The sequence below is a fragment of the Aliterella sp. E5.1 genome (assembly GCF_057473825.1).
Genome location: NZ_JBYCCV010000245.1, coordinates 1 through 2,367 on the forward strand (window position 1 = coordinate 1; position 2,367 = coordinate 2,367).

Here is a 2,367-nt window from a genome sequence, read left to right on the forward strand (position 1 = left end):
CTGTTGTTTTTGTAGAAGAAGCCCAAAATGTTTTATCTCAGGAATTTGTTAAATCAAATGCGAATCCATTTGTCAGAGTAGCAAAAGAAGGACGTAAATTCGGATTAGGTTTAGTCGCCGTAACACAACGTCCCTCTGCTATTTCTGATGAAATAAGAACCCAAGCAGAAAATTTCTTTGCCTTTCACATGGGCAATTCCGACGATATTAAAGCACTTGTGAAGTCTAATATCAACTATGATGGGGTAATCTCAAACTTTATTCAACGAGAAACGATTGCAGGAAATCTTTACATGGTTTCATCCGATCAAGCTTTTGCCCTTCCTGTTCGGGTCACTGAGTTTGAAAAGCTTGTGGAAGGAAAAGTTTATTTAGAAGCTAAATTTAAAGATTAAAGAGGACTACAAGTGCAATCTGAGGCATTTTTTAGATGAATATGTAATGGAAGAAAAGCACAAAATAGTTCTTCAGCAAAAAATTATTAGAAATTTAGAAGATTATGGAGTTATATGGAACGAAAACACTCATCAAGTAACTGTAAAGGATTTCCGAGAAGTTCAGCGAAAATTGGCAGAAAGGACAAATTCAACGGGACAAGAGTATAAAAGTAAGATTCAAAGTTACCTTGCACAACCATTAGATATTGATATATCTAGAATTGATCCTTATCTTGTTACAGTTGAATCCAGAACTGAGCATAAACAACTTTGGGCTTATGCCACTTCTTATTGGTCAGTCCCTGTCACAGTTGGCTATGGAAGACGCATTCGATACTTTGTCTTTGATCGCCAAAACGATAAATTAATAGGTACAATTGGTCTTTGCGATCCTGTTATTGGTTTGGGTGTTAGAGATAACGAATCTATTGGGTGGACAAAAGATCAAAAAATGCAGCGACTATATAACTGTATGACTGCATATATTCTTGGGGCAATCCCACCTTACAACAAGGTACTTAGTTCTAAATTAATTGCTCTTACTTTAATGTTTCCAAAAGTTCGTAAAGACTTTTACCAAAAATACAAAGATAGCGCTTCTGTTATTATTGGAAAAAACAAAATGCCTTATCTTGTTTATATCGATACCTTGGGAGCATTTGGTAAATCAGCAATTTACAACCGCTTAGAAAATTGGGATTTTATAAATTACACCAAAGGACAGAGCCACCTTCACATAACAGCTAACGGTAGTTGGGAACTAATTAGGCAAGTTGTACCAGACGATGTTTTTAATACTTACAAATTTGGCGAAGGTCCAAATTGGAAAATGCGGATTTTGAAAAGAGGTTTGCGTGAACTTGGCTTGTCGGAAGATATGCTTAGTATTGGCTGGCAAAGAGGATATTATCGCTGTCCTTTAGCTATAAACTGGCAGGATTATTTGCTTGGAAATACGAATCGAGTAGTATGGAAAGACTTTACACAGACAAGTTTAGTAAGCTACTGGTATGAGCGGTGGGTCACTCCTAGACTACGTACCCTGCAAAGTAATTTGGACTCAGAACTAAAGTAATGATTTTTTTGATATCAGCTTTAATGCTGGCACTAATTTTTATCAAGTAAAGAGGCTGACCTATATTTAAGCTATGCCTAAGTTAGATATTATCCATAATGCAGTAAAAAATACACTGATAAATGACGGTTGGGCGATTACGGACGATCCTTATATCATTCAGTATCGTAGAACAACTTTGTATGCAGACCTTGGTGCTGAATGCCCCATTGCAGCAGAAAGAAACAATCAAAAACTCGTTGTTGAAGTTAAAAGTTTTGTTGGGACATCAAAAATCCAAGATTTGAAAGAAGCTCTCGGTCAGTATGATATTTATCGATACCTTTTAGAGGAAACAGCGCCAGATCGCAGACTTTACATTGCTGTTAGTACTGTTGTCTACAAAAGCTTTTTTATTCAGGATGTGGTGCAACTTATCCTCCGCAAACATCGACTTCCACTCATTATTGTAGATACAGAAAGAGAGGAAATTGAACAATGGATCAATTAACTGATTATTCCACAATTATCAAAGGGATTTTGACGGAGTATGTACGACTATGTAACCGTCGCCAAAACCAAGATATTGAGACATTCTTGATTGTAGATGAGCTAAATGGTCATTATATTTGGATGAACCTTGGTTGGCACAAAGGCGATCGCATTAATGGTATGACTGTTTATGTTCGGCTGCTTAATGGTAAGTTTTGGATTGAGGAAGATTGGACTGAGGATGGCATTGCCACTGATTTAGTCCGTGCAGGCGTTGATAAGGAGGATATTGTGCTAGCATTCCACGAACCTAAAATGCGGCAGTATACGGACTTCGCCACAGCACCCTAGCGCTGAAGCATACAGAAGAATACAAAAATCATC

3 protein-coding genes and 1 pseudogene are annotated in these 2,367 nt (G+C 37.3%); all 4 read left to right on the top strand.

What is annotated here, in order from left to right; genetic code table 11:
• Nucleotides 1-395 (top strand): annotated as a pseudogene (locus AC2VE5_RS25795) (ATP-binding protein); the annotation flags it as partial.
• 46 nt (nt 396-441) lie between these two features.
• On the top strand, nt 442-1,512 hold the full coding sequence (locus tag AC2VE5_RS25800; RefSeq protein ID WP_486890426.1) for a Druantia anti-phage system protein DruA: 1,071 nt from the start codon (nt 442-444) through the stop codon (nt 1,510-1,512).
• A 73-nt stretch (nt 1,513-1,585) separates the two neighbouring features.
• Complete coding sequence (locus AC2VE5_RS25805) at nt 1,586-2,002, top strand: element excision factor XisH family protein (RefSeq protein WP_486890427.1); 417 nt, start codon at nt 1,586-1,588, stop codon at nt 2,000-2,002.
• Complete coding sequence (locus AC2VE5_RS25810) at nt 1,990-2,334, top strand: element excision factor XisI family protein (RefSeq protein ID WP_486890428.1); 345 nt, start codon at nt 1,990-1,992, stop codon at nt 2,332-2,334. The genes AC2VE5_RS25805 and AC2VE5_RS25810 overlap by 13 nt, the downstream gene beginning before the upstream one ends.
• The last annotated feature ends 33 nt before the right edge of the window (nt 2,335-2,367 follow it).

Bases quoted from the DNA above. Each gene is read 5' to 3' on its own strand.
- AC2VE5_RS25800 (WP_486890426.1), top strand. From the start codon at position 442: ATGGAAGAAAAGCACAAAATAGTTCTTCAGCAAAAAATTATTAGAAAT.
- AC2VE5_RS25805 (WP_486890427.1), top strand. From the start codon at position 1,586: ATGCCTAAGTTAGATATTATCCATAATGCAGTAAAAAATACACTGATA.
- AC2VE5_RS25810 (WP_486890428.1), top strand. From the start codon at position 1,990: ATGGATCAATTAACTGATTATTCCACAATTATCAAAGGGATTTTGACG.